The sequence below is a fragment of the Cupriavidus necator A5-1 genome (genome assembly GCF_000744095.1).
Taxonomy (GTDB): Bacteria; Pseudomonadota; Gammaproteobacteria; order Burkholderiales; family Burkholderiaceae; genus Cupriavidus; species Cupriavidus necator_A.
Genome location: NZ_JQLI01000001.1, coordinates 3,882,332 through 3,899,021, shown reverse-complemented (window position 1 = coordinate 3,899,021; position 16,690 = coordinate 3,882,332). Strand labels below are relative to the sequence as shown.

The 16,690-nt window shown below is 69.2% G+C and carries 16 protein-coding genes; 6 read left to right on the top strand and 10 right to left on the bottom strand.

All coding sequences use genetic code 11. The annotated features are described in order from the left end of the window. Window positions 1-148: 148 nt before the first annotated feature. Window positions 149-1,810: a SulP family inorganic anion transporter gene (locus tag K307_RS17300; RefSeq protein WP_042879922.1), complete on the top strand. Its 1,662-nt coding sequence runs from the start codon at window positions 149-151 to the stop codon at window positions 1,808-1,810. 21 nt (window positions 1,811-1,831) lie between these two features. Here K307_RS17300 and K307_RS17295 read toward each other — a convergent pair whose 3' ends face one another. The 4 genes from K307_RS17295 to pdhA form a co-directional block, all read right to left on the bottom strand. Beyond that, window positions 1,832-2,026 carry a hypothetical protein gene (locus tag K307_RS17295; protein WP_042879919.1) on the bottom strand — a complete coding sequence of 65 codons (195 nt, stop codon included), beginning with the start codon at window positions 2,024-2,026 and terminating at the stop codon, window positions 1,832-1,834. 182 nt (window positions 2,027-2,208) lie between these two features. Further along, complete coding sequence (locus K307_RS17290) at window positions 2,209-3,324, bottom strand: dihydrolipoamide acetyltransferase family protein (RefSeq protein WP_042879918.1); 1,116 nt, start codon at window positions 3,322-3,324, stop codon at window positions 2,209-2,211. A 35-nt stretch (window positions 3,325-3,359) separates the two neighbouring features. Further along, complete coding sequence (locus tag K307_RS17285; protein WP_042879917.1) at window positions 3,360-4,337, bottom strand: alpha-ketoacid dehydrogenase subunit beta; 978 nt, start codon at window positions 4,335-4,337, stop codon at window positions 3,360-3,362. A 55-nt stretch (window positions 4,338-4,392) separates the two neighbouring features. Continuing rightward, entirely contained in the window at window positions 4,393-5,478 is a 1,086-nt protein-coding gene (gene pdhA / locus K307_RS17280; RefSeq protein ID WP_042879915.1) for a pyruvate dehydrogenase (acetyl-transferring) E1 component subunit alpha, read from the bottom strand. A gap of 214 nt (window positions 5,479-5,692) precedes the next feature. Between pdhA and K307_RS17275 the strand changes: the two genes are divergently transcribed. The 3 genes from K307_RS17275 to K307_RS17265 all read left to right on the top strand — a co-directional run bounded on the left by K307_RS17275 (window position 5,693) and on the right by K307_RS17265 (window position 8,292). After that, window positions 5,693-6,037: a hypothetical protein gene (locus tag K307_RS17275; protein ID WP_042879913.1), complete on the top strand. Its 345-nt coding sequence runs from the start codon at window positions 5,693-5,695 to the stop codon at window positions 6,035-6,037. Between the two features lie 69 nt (window positions 6,038-6,106). Continuing rightward, complete coding sequence (gene clsB / locus K307_RS17270; protein WP_042879912.1) at window positions 6,107-7,321, top strand: cardiolipin synthase ClsB; 1,215 nt, start codon at window positions 6,107-6,109, stop codon at window positions 7,319-7,321. Then, on the top strand, window positions 7,321-8,292 hold the full coding sequence (locus K307_RS17265) for a lysylphosphatidylglycerol synthase domain-containing protein (protein ID WP_419187125.1): 972 nt from the start codon (window positions 7,321-7,323) through the stop codon (window positions 8,290-8,292). Before clsB ends, K307_RS17265 begins: the two co-directional genes overlap by 1 nt. Window positions 8,293-8,549: 257 nt before the next feature. Here K307_RS17265 and K307_RS17260 read toward each other — a convergent pair whose 3' ends face one another. From K307_RS17260 to K307_RS17235, 6 genes are read right to left on the bottom strand one after another with little or no spacing between them, the layout of a single operon-like run. Next, window positions 8,550-9,914 carry an LLM class flavin-dependent oxidoreductase gene (locus K307_RS17260; protein ID WP_042879911.1) on the bottom strand — a complete coding sequence of 455 codons (1,365 nt, stop codon included), beginning with the start codon at window positions 9,912-9,914 and terminating at the stop codon, window positions 8,550-8,552. A gap of 25 nt (window positions 9,915-9,939) precedes the next feature. Then, a complete protein-coding gene (locus K307_RS17255; protein WP_042879909.1) occupies window positions 9,940-10,902 on the bottom strand; it encodes a TauD/TfdA dioxygenase family protein in 963 nt (320 codons plus the stop codon). Window positions 10,903-10,933: 31 nt separating this feature from the next. After that, the gene (locus K307_RS17250; RefSeq protein ID WP_042879908.1) at window positions 10,934-11,722 is read right to left on the bottom strand and encodes an ABC transporter ATP-binding protein; all 789 of its coding nucleotides are present in this window, start codon (window positions 11,720-11,722) and stop codon (window positions 10,934-10,936) included. A gap of 25 nt (window positions 11,723-11,747) precedes the next feature. Beyond that, window positions 11,748-12,548 carry an ABC transporter permease gene (locus tag K307_RS17245; protein ID WP_042879907.1) on the bottom strand — a complete coding sequence of 267 codons (801 nt, stop codon included), beginning with the start codon at window positions 12,546-12,548 and terminating at the stop codon, window positions 11,748-11,750. 12 nt (window positions 12,549-12,560) lie between these two features. Further along, complete coding sequence (locus K307_RS17240) at window positions 12,561-13,397, bottom strand: ABC transporter permease (RefSeq protein WP_042879905.1); 837 nt, start codon at window positions 13,395-13,397, stop codon at window positions 12,561-12,563. 4 nt (window positions 13,398-13,401) lie between these two features. Next, the gene (locus K307_RS17235; RefSeq protein WP_051974940.1) at window positions 13,402-14,532 is read right to left on the bottom strand and encodes an ABC transporter substrate-binding protein; all 1,131 of its coding nucleotides are present in this window, start codon (window positions 14,530-14,532) and stop codon (window positions 13,402-13,404) included. 215 nt (window positions 14,533-14,747) lie between these two features. Here K307_RS17235 and soxC point away from each other — a divergent pair, with 215 nt between their 5' ends. Both soxC and K307_RS17225 read left to right on the top strand, forming a co-directional pair. Continuing rightward, complete coding sequence (gene soxC, locus K307_RS17230) at window positions 14,748-15,989, top strand: sulfite dehydrogenase (protein WP_042879903.1); 1,242 nt, start codon at window positions 14,748-14,750, stop codon at window positions 15,987-15,989. After that, the gene (locus tag K307_RS17225) at window positions 15,976-16,551 is read left to right on the top strand and encodes a c-type cytochrome (RefSeq protein WP_042879900.1); all 576 of its coding nucleotides are present in this window, start codon (window positions 15,976-15,978) and stop codon (window positions 16,549-16,551) included. Before soxC ends, K307_RS17225 begins: the two co-directional genes overlap by 14 nt. Window positions 16,552-16,690: the final 139 nt, after the last annotated feature.

Here is a 16,690-nt window from a genome sequence, read left to right as displayed (position 1 = left end):
CTTTTTGCAAGCCTTCATGCCAGGTCCTTGCGCCCCGCGGCGCAAGCCGCAAGTGCCGGGCGGGCATGTTATGAGTATTAACATACTGTTATCATCCGATGCACCTGCACTCCTTCACGCCCACCCCACGACTGAAAGGGATCTACGCATGATCGCGCTGCGCGAAGCATGGCTGGCCGGGCTGTTCCGGCGCGGCAACTGGCTGCCGAACCTCGTGTCGGGCGTGATCGTCGGGGTGGTGGCGCTGCCGCTGGCGATGGCGTTCGCGATTGCCTCCGGGGCCAAGCCGGAGCAGGGGCTGTACACGGCCATCGTCGCCGGGCTGGCGGTGTCCCTGTTCGGCGGCAGCCGGCTGCAGATTGCAGGCCCCACGGGCGCCTTCATCGTGGGTCTGTCCGCGATCACCGCGCGCTACGGCATCGACGGCCTGCAGATCGCCACGCTGATGGCCGGGCTGATCCTGCTGGCGATGGGCCTGACGCGGCTGGGCAGTGTGATCCGGTTTATCCCGGCGCCGGTGATCGTCGGCTTTACCGCGGGCATCGGCGTCATCATCTTCGTCGGGCAGTGGCGGGATTTCTTCGGCCTCGAGCATTTCCACGAAAAATTCTGGCACCTGCTGCAGGCCCTGCCGCAATGGCATCCGGCCACCACCGCGCTGGCGCTCGGCAGCCTGCTCGTGGTGGTGGGCGCGCCGCGGGTGCGCTGGCTGCACCGCATCCCCGGCCCGCTGGTGGCGCTGGTGGTGGCGACCACGGTGCAGGCGCTGTGCGGCTTCGACGGCGTGGCCACCATCGGCAGTGCCTTTGGCGGGCTGCCGCGCGGGCTGCCGGCGCCAACCCTGCCGGAGGTCACGCTGGCGCGCGTGATCGAGCTGGCCGGGCCCGCGTTCACCATCGCCATGCTGGGCGCGATCGAATCGCTGCTGTCGGCGGTGGTGGCCGACGGCATGGCCGGCACGCGGCACGATTCCAACCAGGAGCTGGTGGGCCAGGGCATCGCCAATATCCTGGCGCCGCTCTTTGGCGGGTTTGCCGCCACCGGCGCGATCGCGCGCACGGCCACCAATGTGCGCAACGGCGGCAACGGCCCGCTGGCTGGCGTGGTCCATGCGCTGACACTGGTGATGGTGCTGCTGTTCCTGGCGCCGCTGGCGGCGAGCGTGCCGCTGGCCACGCTCGCGGCGATCCTGTTCGTGGTGGCGTACAACATGAGCGAGGTGCGCCACTTCGCGCGCATGGTGCGCCGTGCGCCGCGCGCCGACGTGGCGATCCTGCTGATCACCGTCACGCTGACCGTGCTGACCGACCTGGTGGTGGCGGTCAATATCGGCGTGATACTCGCCATGCTGCAGTTCCTGCGGCGCATGTCGGCCTCGGTGGAAGTGGCGCACCAGGATGCGCTGGAGATCGAGCGCGAACTGGGCACGGCCGGTGGCGACCAGGGCGGCCTGCCCATGCGCATGCCGCCGGGCGTGATGGTCTACTCGATCGAGGGACCGTTCTTCTTTGGCGCAGTGGAGACCTGCGAGCGCGCGCTGGTGCAGACGCATACCGATCCACGCGTGCTGCTGATCCGGCTGGGGCGCGTGCCCTTTATGGACATGACCGGCATGCAGACGCTGGAAGCGGTGATCGGCACGCTGCGCAAGCGTGGGGTGGCGGTGGTGCTGGCCGAAGCCAACGGGCGCGTCAGGCCGAAACTGGCGCGCGCGGGCGTGCTGGCGGTGCTGGGGGAGGAGAACTACGCGGATTCGCTGGCGGATGCGGCAAGGCGCTGCAGCGTGCTGGCGGGGGATGCAGGAATCTAGTGGGCGAGGCCTTGCGCTGGCTTACTTCTTCGGCCGGGTATTGCCCGCCGGCCGCGCCTTGGTGGCGTATTCCACGCCATGCTGCGCGAGGTAGTCGCGGATCAGCTGGCGCACCACCTGCGAGGGCGTCAGGTCCTGCGAGGCGCACAGGGTTCCGAAGGCCTTCTTCTTGACCGGATCGATCAGGATGGTGAGGCGGGCGGTTTTGGATTCCATGAGGGGTGTGCGGCGGTCCAGCGTGTGAGGACGGCGGGGGAGTCGAACCGCATTATATACAGGGCAAGCAAGCGCCAACGAGGACCGCAGGCGACGGTTTGCACCCCTCTCCCGCGCGCGGGAGAGGGGTGCGTCCGCGACGGGCGGAAGCGTTTCCAGACGCTACCGGAACGTGAGCCTTGCTACGCCGCCAACTCCAGATCCGCAATCACTGCCGCCAGGAACCGCGCCGCCTCGCCACCGGTCACCACCCGATGGTCAAAGGTCAGGCTCAGCGGCATCACCCGATGCACGGCCGGCACGCCGCCCGCCGCCACCACTTCATCGCGCACGCGTCCCGCCCCCAGGATCGCCACTGTGGGCGGCACCACGATCGGCGCGGCATAGCGGCCCGCGATCATGCCGAAGTTGGACAGCGTGATGGTATTGCCGCGCATCTCCTCCGGCGCGATGGTGCGCGCGCGGATATCGGTGCGCATGCGGTCCAGGCCCTTGCGCAGGTCGGCCGGGTCGCGGTTGCCCACGTCGCGCAGCACCGGCACGAACAGGCCTTCGGGCAGGTCGGCGGCGATGCCGACGTCGATCTTCTTCAGCACATGGCGGCGCCCGGTCTGGCCTTCGTACCAGGCATTGAGTCCGGGCTCCGCGCGGCAGCCGGCCACCAGCGCGCGCACTAGCCGGATGGTGACATCGGCGCCGGCCTGCCAGGCGTGGATATCGGCATCGTCCATCACCGTGGCCGCGGCCACCTCATTCTGCGCGCGCGCCATGTTCTGCGCCATTGCGCGGCGCACGCCGCGCAATACTTCCGGTGCGCCGAGTTCCGCCAGCGTGGCTGCCACGCGCTCCACGTCGTCGGCGGTGATCACGCCATCGGGACCGGAGGCGGTCGCCATCGCCAGATCCACGCCGAGGCGCCGTGCCAGCGCGCGCACCGCCGGCGTGGCCTTGACGCGCGACGCCATGCCAGCCGCAGGCGCAGCGCCCGGCGGCGCGGCTTCATTGACCACGCGCGTGCCCACCTGGACCGAACCCACCACCGTGCCCGCATCGGCATCCTCGCCCGCGCCCTCGAAGGCCACCAGCGGCGCGCCCAGGTGCACGATATCGCCCGGCTGCGCATGCAATTTGGCGATGGTGCCCGCATAGGGCGACGGGATCTCGACGATGGCCTTGGCCGTCTCCACCGACAGCAGCGGCTGGTCGGCGGCCACGGTATCGCCTGCCTTGACATGCCAGGTCACGATCTCGGCCTCTTGCAGGCCTTCGCCCAGGTCGGGCAGCTTGAAGACTCTCATCGTCACTCCTTGCCCACCCTTGTCATTCATTCAGCTCATGCCGCCATGGCCTTGCGCGCCGCGTCGAGGATGCGCGCGACGCTGGGAAGGTAGGTATATTCCAGCCGCGCCAGCGGCACCACGGTATCGAAGCCTGCCACGCGCTGCACCGGCGCGGCCAGCGAATAGAGCCCCGCGTCGGCCAGCCCCGCCGCGATTTCGGCGCCGAAGCCCGCGGTGCGCGGGGCCTCGTGCACGATCACGCAGCGGCCGGTGCTGGCCACCGAATCCAGGATGGTCTGCATGTCGAGCGGCTTGAGCGTGGCCACGTCGATCACCGTGGCGGTCACGCCTTCGGCGGCGAGCTCGTCCGCCGCGGCCAGCGTTTCCTGCATCATCGCGCCCCAGCTCACCAGCGTGATGTCACTGCCTTCGCGCAGCGTGAAGCAGGTGTCCAGCGGCAGCGCCGCGCCGTCGTCGGCCACTTCCTGGCGGAACAGCCGGTACAGCCGCGTGGGCTCCAGGAAGATGACGGGGTCGGGATCGGAGATGGAGGCCAGCAGCAGGCCGTAAGCGCGCGCCGGGGACGACGGCACCACGACGCGCACGCCGGGCATATGCGCGAACATCGCCTCCGGGCTCTCCGAATGATGCTCGGGCGCATGGATGCCGGCGCCGAACGGCGAGCGCACCACCATCGGACAGGACAGCCGCCCGCGCGTGCGGTGCCGCATGCGCCCGGCATGATTGATGATGTGGTCGATCGCCGGATAGATAAAGCCGGTGAACTGGATCTCGGCCACGGGCTTCAGCCCCATCGCCGCCATGCCGATGGCTGCGCCGACGATGCCGCCTTCAGCCAGCGGCGTGTCCATGACCCGCGCCGCGCCGAAGCGCGCCTGCAGGCCCACGGTGGCGCGGAACACGCCGCCGTTGACGCCGATGTCCTCGCCCAGCAGCAGCACGTCGGGATCGTTGGCCAGCGCGTGGGCCAGCGCCAGGTTGACCGCTTCGACCAGATTGACTTCCGCCATGGTTCGCTCGCTATGTCGGGTGAGGATCGTTCGGGCCGTACGCTGCAGTGCCTCGCTATCCGTGCGGCGCCGCGAAGCGCCGTGCCGTCTCCAGCTGCGCCTGCAGTTCGGCCGGCATGGCGGCGTACAGGCAGTCGAACATCGCGGCAGGGTCCGGCGGCGGCAGCGCCAGGTAGGCTTCCACCGCCTGCGCGACCTTCAGCGAGCACGCCTTGACCAGCGCCTCTTCGCGTGCGGCGTCCCACGCGTGCAGCGCCAGCAGGTGGGTGCGCAACCGCAGCAGCGGTTCTTCCTCCCAGTGCGCCTTGACGGTGGCCTCGTCGCGGTAGCGCGAGGCATCGTCGGCCGTGGTGTGGTCGCCGAGCCGGTAGGTGATGGCCTCGATCAGTGCGGGCCCGCCGCCTGCGCGGGCGCGTTCGATCGCCTCGCCGACGCGGTGGCGCACCGCGACGATGTCGTTGCCGTCGATCTGCTCGCCCGGGATGCCCGCCGCGATGGCCTTCTGCGCCAGCGTCTGCGCCGCGGTCTGCTTGCTGCGCGGCATCGAGATCGCCCACTGGTTGTTGTTCACCACGATCACCAGCGGCGCGTGCCACGCGCCGGCCATGTTCATGCCTTCATAGAAGTCACCCTTGGAGGTGCCGCCGTCGCCCAGCAGGCAGACCGCCACGCGCGGTTCGCCGCGTAGCTGGAACGCGTACGCGGCGCCGGCCGCGTGGCATACCTGGGTGCCGATCGGCACGCAGTTGGCAAAGTCATGCGGCGCCGCCGCAAAGCCGCTGCCGCGCTCATCGCCGCCCCAATACAGCAGGCTCTCCGTCATTGTGACGCCCCGCACAAACTGCGCGGCGTGGTCGCGGTACGACGGCACCAGCACGTCCTCTGGCCGCATCGCATAGGCCACGCCCACGCCGATGGCTTCCTGGCCAAGCGCCGAGGCAAAGGTGCCGATCTTGCCGGTGCGCTGCAGCGCGACCGCCTTCAGGTCGAACTGGCGCGTCAGCACCATCGCCTGGTACAGCGTCACCAGCGCGTCAGGATCGCGGGCAAGGGGTGGGGGAGGGGAAGTGGGGGAAGAGGTGTCGCCTGGCGGGGCGAGATAACGGGTGTAGCCGATCTCGAAGCTCGCAACCGTGGACATGGCAGGTCTCTCGATGCGCGTGTCGTGTTGTGGTCCCGGGCGTGCCTTGTGGGCTTGCCCGGGTGTGTAGTCGAGTGTAGGGCATTTGCCGCGGGTTGGCGGCGGCGATTGTCGTGCTACGCACAAGCGCCTGCGGGCGCCGGCCGGGCGCCCTGCCGCGCGCGGTACCGTTGCACTACGCTGGATCTCATCGCCACCCCGATGCGAGGCCGACATGCCCGAGCAACTCACCCGGCATCCGGAAGTCACGATCCAGGTCTTGCGCAGCGCCGGCGCCCGCTGTGGCGAGGGCGCGCCCCAGCAGATCCTGAAGACCTGCCCGCGCGAGCGCTTCTGCCAGCTGCCCGGCGGCGAGATCTGCGTCTACGGCCTCGACAGCGCCGCCGCGATGACGCAGATCACGCACGCGGACTGGCAGGCGCTGGGCCCGCTGGCAGGAGCACGGCAGGCCGATGCGCCGTCAATGGCGGTGGTGGCGGCGGCAGTGGCCGGACTGCTGGCCGGGGTGCTGCTGGCGGCATTGCTGGCGCGCTGGCGCCACGGCCGGTGGCGTCAATAGCCGCGCTTGCCGGGGGAGCCCCCGGCGTCACGCCGGCGCTGGCACGGTATTTGCGGATCCACTCCGGCCATGACACTGCTGCCGTCCGCCTTCGCCAGCATTCGCCTGCTAGAGAACGGCGAAGAGTACTTTCCGCGCGTATTCGACGCGATTTCGCACGCGCATGAAAGCGTGCTATTGGAAACTTTTATCCTCTTCGACGACGAGGTAGGAAAGAAATTGCAAGCGGCGCTGCTCGATGCCGCACGCCGCGGCGTGCCCGTCGCGGTCACGGTGGACGGCTTCGGCTCGCACGACCTGCCGCCCGGCTTCGTCGCCGAGCTGGTCAAGGCGGGCGTGCATTTCTGCACTTTCTCGCCGCGGCGGCGGTTGTTCGGCGTGCGTACGCATATCTTCCGGCGCATGCACCGCAAGCTGGTCGCCATCGACGGCGAGGTGGCCTTCGTCGGCGGCATCAACTTCTCGGCCCAGCACCTGTATGACTACGGGCCGCGGGCCAAGCAGGACTATGCGGTGGAGATCCGCGGCCCCGCGGCCCGGCAGGTGCAGGACTTCCTGCTGCGCGCGATGCCCGAAGCCTGCCCCGGCCCGCCGCCGCGCGTACACAACCGCGCTGCCCCGGGCGCGCCGACCACGGTACGCCTGGTCACGCGCGATAACCACCACCACCGCAACGATATCGAGCTCGCCTACCTCGACGCAATCCGCGCCGCGCGGCGCGAGGTGGTGATCGCCAATGCCTACTTCCTGCCGGGCTACCGGCTGCTGCACGCCCTGTGCGAAGCCGCGGAGCGCGGCGTGCAGGTGCGCCTGCTGCTGCAGGGCAAGCCCGACATGCCGTGGGTGGCGCGCGCGGGCGGCCTGCTGTACAGCCACCTGCAGGACGCCGGCGTGCAGATCCTGGAATACGTGGAGCGTCCCTTCCACGGCAAGGTGGCCGTGGTCGACGACGCCTGGGCCACCGTGGGCTCGAGCAATCTCGACCCGCTCAGCCTGTCGCTGAACCTGGAGGCCAACCTGGTAATCCGCGAGCCCGGCTTTTCGCGCATGCTGCGCGCACGGCTGCAGGCCCTGATCGCCGAGCGCTGCCGGGAAGTCCCGGCGCGCAAGCACGACCGCACCCTGCTCGACGCAGCCGGATCCACGCTGATGTTCCACTTCCTGCGCCGCTTCCCGGCATGGGCCGGCTGGCTGCCCGCGCATACGCCGCGGCTGGTGGCACCGCGCGCGGGCGATCCGCGCCGCCGTGGCCGCGTGATCGTGCTGGAAGGGGAGGCCGAATAGTGGTCGCGCAAACCATCTCCGCAATCCGGCAGCATGCACGCTGGCCGATGTGGCGGCGCGCCATCGGCATCCTGTTCATTGCCGCGGTGGTGGCGCTGATCGCGCGCAAGCTCGGCACTATCGACTGGGATGCGGTGATCACCGCGCTGCGCGGCTTCGATCGCCGTACGCTGCTGCCGGCCTTCGGCTGCGTTGTGCTGACCGGGCTGCTGTACAGCCAGTTCGACGTGCTCGGCGTGCATTATGCCGGGCATCCGTTGCCTGTGCGGCGCACGATGGCGATCGCCTATGTCAGCTACACGCTCAGCCTGAACCTTGGGGCGACGCTCGGGGGCGCGGGCGTGCGCTATCGCCTGTATTCGCGCGCGGGTCTGAGCGCGCCGCAGGTCTGGAGCGTGTTCGCGGTGGCGGTGACCAGCAACTGGCTGGGCTATGCGCTGCTGGCGGGGACCATACTGGCCGGGCAGCTGGTGGTGCTGCCGCCGGAGTGGGGCATTCCGCCAGTGGCGACGCGCCTGCTGGGTGCGCTGATGCTGGCCGCGCCCGCGGGCTACCTGGCCGCCTGTGCGGTATGGCACGGCCGGCATCGCACCGTGCGCGACCATGACATCTATGTGCCGTCGGTCGGCTTTGCCGCGCTGCAGATCCTGGTGTCGGCCGGCAACTGGATGGCCGTGGCCGGGATCATGCATGCGCTGCTGCATACGCATGCCGACTACTTCACGGTGCTCGGGGTGCTGCTGGCATCAGGCCTCGCGGGCGTAGTGGTCCGCGTGCCGGGCGGGCTTGGCGTGATCGAGACGGTGTTCTTTGCGATGCTGGGGGACCAGGTGCCGCATGCGCTGTTGGTGGCGGCGCTGATTGCGTACCGGGCGTTGTATTACCTGATGCCGCTGGCGGTGGGGACGGTGGGGTATTTCTTGCTGGAGGCGCGGGGGAAGCGGGAGGGTGCCAACGAGGAAACACACTGAACGAAGCCAATGGTTTTGGGTGCTCCAAAGCCGCCCGAACTAGCCTAAGCAAGGTGTTCCCCCCTCTCCCCTCAGGGGCCTCAGGGGAGAGGGTTGGGGAGAGGGGTGGGCTAGCAAGGAACCACTTCAAGCGGGGCCAACGGTTTTAACCCACCGCCCTCAGCCTTTGAGCCTCCTGCCCTCTCCCCCGGCCCCTCTCCCGCAGGCGGGAGAGGGGAGCAAACAAGCGGTTCGCGCTGACTCGCCTGCCCATGCTATCAGGCCCCGACCGCCACCGGCTGGCGCCAGCGCAGGTTTTCCGGGCGGCGCAGGCCAAGGTGTTCGCGCAGCGTGGCGCCCGTATAGCGCTCACGGAACAGGCCGCGCCGTTGCAGCTCCGGCACCACCAGCTCGATAAAGTCATCGAGCCCGCCCGGCAGCCATGGCGGCATCACGTTGAAGCCATCGGCCGCTTCGCCTTCGAACCACGCCTGCAGCTGATCGGCGATGGACTTTGGCGTGCCGTGGATCGACCAGTGGCCGCGCGCGGTGGCCACGCGCAGGCATAGCTGGCGGATGGTCAGCCCTTCGCGCCGCGCCAGTCCGGTGACCAGCTGGAAGCGGCTCTTGGCACCGTTGGGTTCCACCAGGTTGGCAGGCAGCGGGCCGTCCAGCGGATAACCGCTCAGGTCGATCCCGCCCAGATGCTGCGACAGCAGCGCCAGTCCCACGCTCGGATGGATCAGGCTTTGCAGCGCTTCGAATTTCTCCTGCGCCTCGGTCTCGCTGCGTCCGACCACCGGGAACACGCCCGGAAAGATCTTGAGCTGGTGCGGCGAGCGCCCGTAGCGCGCCAGCCGGCCCTTCAGGCCGCGGTAGAAGGCCTGCGCCTCGGCCAGCGACTGCTGCGCGGTAAAGATGACTTCGGCGGTGCGCGCGGCCAGTTCCTGGCCGGCCTCGGACGAACCCGCCTGCACGATCACGGGATGGCCCTGCGGCGGGCGTGCGACGTTGAGCGGTCCGCGCACCTGGAAGTGCGCGCCGCGATGGCCGAGCGCGTGCAGCTTGTCCGCATCGAAATGCAGGCCGCTGTCCTTGTCGTAGAGAAAGGCGTCGTCCTCCCAGGTGTCCCATAGCCCGGTGACCACATCGACGAATTCTTCGGCGCGCGCATAGCGGTCCGCGTGCGGGGGATGGCGCTCCAGGCTGAAATTGCGCGCCTCGGCGTCGGACCATGACGTCACCACGTTCCAGCCCGCGCGGCCGCCGCTGAGGTGGTCGAGCGAGGCGAACTTGCGCGCCACGTGATAGGGCTCGTTGTAGGTGGTGGAGACGGTCGCCACCAGGCCGATGCGATGCGTCACCGCCGCCAACGCCGACAGCAACGTCAGCGGCTCGAAGGTGGCGGCGCGCGCCATGCGCGGCAGCGTGGCCTCGTCCATGCCGCGGATCGCGACGCCGTCGGCGAGGAACAGTGCGTCGAAGCCCGCGGCCTCGGCGCGCTGCGCCAGCGCCACGTAGTGCGCCAGGTTCCGGCCCGCGTCGGCCTGCGCGCCGGGATGGCGCCAGCCGGCTACGTGATGCCCGGTGGCCTGGACGAAGGCGCCGAGATGCAGCTGGCGCGGCGGCTTGTGCTGTGACATGGATCGCCCTCCGTGGCTGGCCGGGTCAGGCGGCGCGCTGCTGCGCGGCGTCGGCGGACTGGTTGGCCGGCGCGGTGCCGTCGCGGCGCACGCCCGCCTTGACCGCCACGCTGCGGCGGCCGTCCACGCTGACCGGCACGTCACCGGCAACCGTCGCACGGCGCACCACGCGGTGCGCATTGCCGTAGTCGTTGATGGCGTAGTGCTGGGTGGCGCGGTTGTCCCAGATGGTAACGTCGCCGGAGCGCCAGCGCCAGCGCACGGTGTTCTCGAGCCGGTGCACATGGCCTTGCAGTACCGAGACCAGGTGCGCGGAATCCGTCGCGGAGTAGCCCAGCAGCTTCCTGACGAAATGCCCCAGCACCAGCGTGCGTTCGCCGGTTTCGGGATGCACGCGCACCACCGGGTGCTCGGTCTCGTAGAGCGCCGAGGTGAACAGTTCACGGTAGCGCTTGAGGCTGGCGCTGTTGGCATTGACGTGGCTGGCGGCGTAGTCGTAGTCGTTGGTATGCAGCGCCCACAGCTTGTCCGCGAGTTCGCGCAGCGGCTCGGGCAGGTCCTGGTAGGCCGCCGCGGTGTTGGCCCACACCGTGTCGCCGCCGGCGGCGGGGATGGTCACCGCGCGCAGCACCGACACGGCCGGATAGGCCAGGTCGAAGGTCACGTCCGTATGCCAGGAGTTGGCGCGCCCGCCGTGCTCGGAATCGAGTTCGAGCAGCTGCGTACCGTCGCGCGACGGCACGGTCGGGTGCGGTACGGTGTCGCCGAACAGGCTGGCAAAGCGCTGCTGCGCCGCGTCGTCCAGGTGCACCTGGTAGCGGAAGAACAGCACCTTGTGCCTGAGCAGCGCGGCGCGGATCGCCGCGAAGGTGGCGGGGTGCAGGTCGCCGTGCAGCGCGACGCCGCGCACTTCGGCGCCGATGCGGCCGGCGACCGGGTGGATGTCGAGCTGGGCCGGCTGGACTTGCGGGATATTGGCTTGGGTCATCACGAGGCTCCGGGGAGGGAAGAGGGTTGGGTCAGGCGGGTGCGAGCTCGGGCTGCGCCGTCGGCACCTGCCCGGCGAACTCGCGCAGCACGGCATCGCGCACGCCCGCGAAGGGCAGCCCCGCGCGCTCGCGCGGATGCGCCAGGTCGACCGGCACGACGCGGCGGATGCGGCCGGGGCGCGGCTCCATCACGACCACGCGGTCACCGAGGAAGACGGCTTCCTCCACGTCGTGCGTGACCAAAATCATGGTGATGCCTTCGGCCTGCCAGATGCGGTGCAGCTCCTGCTGCAGGTAGGCGCGGGTCATCGCATCGAGCGCGCCGAAGGGCTCGTCGAGCAGCAGGATCTCCGGGCGCGTCACCAGCGCGCGTGCAATCGCCACGCGCTGCGACATGCCGCCGGAGAGCTGGTGCGGATACGCCTGCTCGAAGCCGCGCAGGCCGACCAGCGCGATATGCTCGGCGACGCTGCGCTCCTTTTCGGCGGTGCTGCCCGGCAGGTTGAGCAGCGCCAGCCGGATGTTCTGCTCGACTGTCAGCCATGGGAACAGCCGGTGCTCCTGGAACACGATGCCGCGCTGCAGGCTGGTGCCGGCCACGCGCTTGCCGTCGAGCAGGATCTCGCCGCGGTAGTCTTCCTCCAGCCCCACCACCAGCCGCAGCAAGGTCGACTTGCCGCAGCCGCTAGCGCCGACGATGCTGACGAACTCGCCGGGAGCGATGGTCAGCGTGATGTCCTCGAGCACGGGCAGGGCCCGGCCCTTGACTTCGTATTGCTTGTGCAGGTGCGCGATGCTGAGCGTGCCGGCATGTGGCATGGGGTTCTCCGTCGGTCAGGTTAGGTCAGCCGGCCGCCACCGAGCGTCCGCGCCAGGCCAGCAACCGTCGTTCGATACGGCTCGCGATCCAGTTCAGCGTGAAGCCGACCAGGCCGACCACGATCACGCCGAAGATCACCAGGTCCATCCAGAAGTTCTCGCGCCCGTCGACCATGGTGTTGCCGATGCCCTTGCCCGAGACCAGTAGGTACTCCGCGCCCAGCGTCGCCAGCCATGCATAGATCAGCCCCAGGTGGATGCCGGCGAAGATCGACGGCGCCGCCGATGGCAGCACCACGCGCCACAGCATTTGTGCTCGGGTGAAGCGCAGCACGCGCGCCACTTCCAGCAGGTCGGTGGGCACCGCGCGCATGCCTTCGAAGGTGTTGAGCACCACCGGGAAGAATGCCGCCAGCGACAGGAACACCACCTTGGCGGCATCGCCCAGCCCGAACCAGACCGAGATCAGCGGAATCCATGCGAACAGCGAGATCTGCTTGACGGTATGGAAGCTCGGGCCCACCAGCCGTTCGAACAGCCGCGACAGCCCCAGCGCCGCGCCGAACACCAGCCCCATGGTGGCGCCGATGGCAAAGCCGGCCAAGTCGCGCCACAGGCTGGCGGACAGCGATACCAACAGCGCGCCGCTCTGCACCTGGCGCACGGCGGTGTCCCAGACGCTGGAGACCGGCACCAGCAGCGGCGAGCTGGTCCAGTTGAAGCGCACGGCGGCCCACCACAACGCGAGCAGCGCGAGGGGCAGGATCCAGCCGCGCAAGGCGCGGGGCACAGAGAGTCGGCGCACGGAGTTTGCGGATGTCGTCATCGCTGCCTCGCCTCAGAAGCCCGGCTTGCGCCAGCGCAACACCGCGCCTTCGGCCAGCGCGAGCGCCTTGTCGAGCGTAAAGCCGACCACGCCCACCACCACCACCGCGGCGATCACCATATCGAGCTGGAACAGCTGACGGCCGTAGACGATCATGTAGCCCAGCCCCTCGGACGAGGCCAGCAGTTCCACCACCACCAGCGCCAGCCACGCATGCGTGAGCCCGTAGCGCACGCCGTTCCACACTGGCGCGGCCGCCGCGGGCAGCACCACGCGCGACAGCGTTTGCCAGCGCGTGAGCCGCAGCACGCGCGCCACTTCGAGGTAGCGCACGGGAACGCTGCCGATGCCCTTGTACGTGTTCAGCGCAATGGGAACGAAGGCGGCCTTGGCGATCAGGATCACCTTGAGCGCTTCATCGATGCCGACCAGCAGCATCAGCAGCGGCAGCCAGCCCAGCACCGGTACCTGGCTGAAGACCTTGAAGGTCGGGTAGACGTAGTCGCGCAGGGTCGGCGACAGTCCCATCGCCGCGCCCAGCGCCAGCCCGCCGGCCAGGCCGACGGCAAAACCGCCGGCCACGCGCAGCGCGCTGATCGCGAGGTTGGCCTGCAGCTCGCCGCTTTGCCACAGGTCGGCCAGCGTGCGGGCCACGTCTTCGGGCGCGGGGAGCACCTGCGGCGGGATCCACGCGTTGCGGGCCGCGACGTACCAGACCAGCAGCAGCGTGAGGGGTACCGGCCAGGCCAGCAGCCAGCGGGTGGCGTGTTGCCAGCCTGGTGTCTTGCGGGGAGACGCCGTGCGCGGTGCTGCGGCGGCGGGGAGTGAGAGCGAGTCGGCGGCGGACATGGTGTCAGGCTCCGAGAATCTTGCCGTTGGGCTGGTAGATCGGCCAGTAGCTTTGCAGGCTCAGCTCGCTGAGCGCAGCCTTCAGGAAGCGCTGGTCGATCCACTGGTCGACGTCGAAGCGCGCACGGCTCAGCCGGAAGCGATAGGCCTGCTCTGCCGCATCCTTGTAGCGGCTGACCAGGAAGGGATCGAAGTTCGGGTTCAGGCGCACGCGCAGCGGCTCGCCGTCGAAGTCTTCCTTCCAGTGGTCGTAGGGCGTGCCGGCGCGCGCCCAGGTGCGCAGCACGTCTTCGCGATGGCTTTCGTCGGAGGCCCAGCGCGCGGCCTCGACCGCGGCCTTGACCAGCTGCTGCGTGGCTTCCGGATAGCGCGTGGCGAAGTCATCGGTCACCAGCACATGGCTTTGCCGCGTGTAGATCGGCGACTGGTTCTTGCTCGAATACAGGATGCGCACCGCGCCCTTGTCGCGCAGGCGCAGGATGTCCATCGCGCCGATGGCTGCGTCGATATCGCGCGTGGACAATGCCGCGAGGTAGCCGGCCGTATCCAGGTTCAGCAGGCGCAGATCCTTGTCGGCCAGCCCGTTGGCTTCAAGCAGGCGCAGCGCGGGCAGATGCATGTTGGTGCCTTTGAACAGCGACGCGCGCTTGCCGCGCAGGTCCGCAACCGTCTTCAGCGGCGAGTCGGGCGGCACGCCCACGTAGATATTGGCGCGCACGCCGGTGGCCAGCACCAGCCACGTCTTCAGGCCCGCGGCACGCGCCACGATGGAAGGCAGGTCGCCCTGCAACGCGAAGTCGAGCTGGCGGTTGGCCAGCGCCTCGTTGACGGCCGGACCTGCGCCCTTGAAGAAGAACCACTCGACGCGCGTACCGCTGGGCTTGAACGATTCCTCCAGCCAGCCGCGCGCATGGGTGATCGCCAGCGAGCTGCCGGCGAAGCTCGGCGGCGTACCGGTGGCCGGCTGCGCCACGCCGATGCGGATCACGTCAGGGCGGGCCGAGGCACCGGCGCTGAACACCGACAGCGGCGACAGCGACGCGGCCAGGCCGAGCCCGGACCAGGCCACGCAGCGCAGCATGTCGCGGCGGTTCAGCGTGTGCGGGGCAGGGGCAGCGGGGCGCCGGGGCTTCATCGTGCAGGCCTTGTCGGAGTGGAGGACGGCTCCACGATAAGCGGCGCTGCAGCCGTACCTGAACGAATGATTGCGGCATTGGTTATCGGCTTTACGCATATGGCGCACGATGCAGCACCGGCATAACAGCATGCGATCTTCTTCGTTGGACGCGGGCACGGGCTGACCTACAGTCTGCGCATTTTGATTCCCTCCGGGTCACACCGCCCTCGACGATGAGCAAGGACCTTCCTTCCAACCGCCGGCGCTTCCTGCAGCGTGGTGCGGTACTGGGCGCCGCCGCGGCCGGCGCCGCCACCGTGGCGCGTGCCGAACCGCTGACCGTACCGCCGTGGACGCGCATGCCGGGCGAGCCCGTGCTGTGGCATCCGTATGGCCAGCCATCTCCGTTCGAGAAAGACGTGGTCCGCCGCAGCCGCAGCGCAGCGCCGCTGCCGGGTGCCAACTCATCGATGACGCCGCTGCAGGACCTGCACGGCATCATCACGCCGACCGGGCTGGTATTCGAGCGCCACCACGCGGGCATTCCGCAGATCGACCCGATGCAGCACCGGCTCGCGATACATGGGCTGGTAGCGCGTCCGCGCATCTTCACGATGTGCGATCTCGTGCGTCTGCCCGCGGTCTCGCGCATCCACTTCCTGGAATGCTCGGGCAACACCGGACGTGAATGGAAAGCGCCGGGCGCGAAGTCCGTGCAGATCAGCCATGGCCTGCTGTCGTGTTGCGAGTGGACCGGGGTGCCGTTGTCGGTCGTGCTGGACGAGGCCGGCGTCGCGCCCGATGCGGCGTGGGTGCTGGCTGAAGGCGCCGACGGCGCGGCCATGTCGCGCAGCGTGCCGCTGGCCAAGGCGATGGAAGATGCGTTGCTGGTCTATGCGCAAAACGGCGAAATGCTGCGGCCCGAGCATGGCTATCCGCTGCGGCTGTTCTTGCCCGGCTATGAGGGCAACATGAGCATTAAATGGCTGCGGCGTCTGAAGCTCGGACGCGAACCGTTCATGTCGCGCGAAGAGACTGCCAAGTACACCGACTCCCTGCCCGATGGCAGCGCGCGGCAGTTCACCTTCCTGATGGACGTGAAGTCCGTCATCACCTTCCCGGCACCGGACCACAAGCTGCGCGAGCGCGGCTTCTACGAAATCTCGGGGCTGGCGTGGTCGGGGCACGGACGGATACGTCGTGTCGACGTGTCGGTCGACGGCGGTCGCAGCTGGCGCGAGGCGCAGTTGCAGGAGCCGGTGCTGGACCGCGCCTTGGTGCGCTTCCGGCTGCCATGGCGCTGGGACGGCGGGCCGGCGTCGATGGAAAGTCGCGCCATCGACGAAGCGGGCAATGTGCAACCCACGCCCGACCAGCTGGTGGCGGCGCGCGGCGTCGCCTCGACCTATCACTACAACGCGATCCAGCGCTGGCGCGTGGCCGCGGACGGGAGCATTGCCAATGCGCGCGCTTAAGAGATTCGGTGCAGGCATGCTCGCGCTGACATGCCTGGCCGCTGCAATGCCGGCCGTGGCACAGACCTATGGCCTGGGCCGCGCGGCCAGCGAGCGCGACCTGGCGCCGTGGAATATCGACGTGACGCCGGACGGCACCGGCCTGCCGCCCGGCAGCGGCTCGGTCGCGCGGGGCCAGCAGGTCTATGCGCAGCACTGTGCCGCCTGTCACGGCGCCAATGGCGAAGGCAAGCCCGCCGATGCGCTGGTGGGCGGGCAGGGCACGCTCAAGGGCAGCGATCCGGTGAAGACCATTGGCAGCTTCTGGCCCCATGCGACGACGGTGTTCGACTTCATCAACCGCGCCATGCCCTATAACGCGCCGCAGAGCCTGGCGCCGGACGAGGTCTACGCGGTCACCGCCTGGCTGCTGCACAAGAACGGCATCGTGCCTGCCGACACGGTGCTGGACGCGCGCACGCTGCCGCTGGTGAAGATGCCGAACCGCGACGGCTTCGTCGCTGATGCGCGCCCGGACACGGCCAACGTGCCGTGCCGCAGCGGCTGCAAGGGCAAGCCGTGAGCGCACCTGGGGCAATGTCGAGACATGGATATGCGATAAGCGGATAAGGGCCAGCGATTTGATTCGTTGACCCTGCAATGGCCCCCTCCCTACAGTGCAAGCTTGTACGCGGCAATCCGGGACAGTTGTCAAGGAATGC